The organism is Bartonella sp. AA1HLJMS (assembly GCF_042197445.1).
Lineage (GTDB): Bacteria > Pseudomonadota > Alphaproteobacteria > Rhizobiales > Rhizobiaceae > Bartonella.
Map to the genome: position 1 here is coordinate 1 of NZ_JBHIRW010000268.1, position 756 is coordinate 756.

Below are 756 nucleotides of genomic sequence, written 5' to 3' on the forward strand. Positions count from 1 at the left end.
GCTATGATAATCAAATCGGATGGCTGTAGCCCCCCCATTTTTTCATCAAGGGTTTTGATATGGGTAGCTATCCCTGAAAGCTGTGAGGAACGCTTTTTCGCAGCGCTTGCCATGTTAAGTGCTTTTGCAATGGCTGTATCAAAGTTTTCAAACCCACCTCCATATTTTCCTTTTTCGGCTAACTCAAATAATTGATTTTCAATTGTTTCAATTTGTTGGGAAGGTGTGAACTCCAGAGGCGCATCAAAAGCTGTATTGGCAACTTCATTGCCAAGATTAATCAAAGACCGGCGGATAAAAAGATCGTAAATGACACGTCCATAATCTTCAGCGTTAATAATAGTGACTGCCTCTGTGGCTAAGCGAACAACATACTGGTATACAGTAATATCTCCAACTTTTTCTTCCATTTGGATATAGGGCTTAATTGTAATGGGGTTTGCAAGATGACCCTTTTGAATAATTTGTAAGACAATCTCAAAGATCTTTTGATGTAGCGTTTCAAAAAAATGTTCTGCTTTGAGAAAGTCTGAAACGTGATCGAGTGCATTATTATTAATCAGGATTGCTCCAAGTAATGCCTGCTCTGCTTCAATATTATGGGGAAGTTGACGAAAAGAAGAAGCAAAATTATCTCTTGGATTTTCTGTTTTTAGCATGTTCAGTGTTCTCATTGCTTTCTTTTCCCTTGTTTGGTGCCTCGAGTGTGATTTCTGTTGTGTATCCGCTTTGTTTTTCATAGCGGTGGGTGACGGT

At 39.2% G+C, this 756-nt stretch carries 1 protein-coding gene and 1 pseudogene; both read right to left on the minus strand.

The annotated features are described in order from the left end of the window. Nucleotides 1-674, minus strand: a 674-nt coding sequence (locus tag ACFIQE_RS11105) for a DnaB-like helicase N-terminal domain-containing protein (protein ID WP_375707774.1), incomplete at its 3' end; no start/stop codon positions are given. Continuing rightward, nucleotides 631-756 (minus strand): annotated as a pseudogene (locus ACFIQE_RS11110) (late control protein); the annotation flags it as partial. The pseudogene ACFIQE_RS11110 and the gene ACFIQE_RS11105, both read right to left, overlap by 44 nt.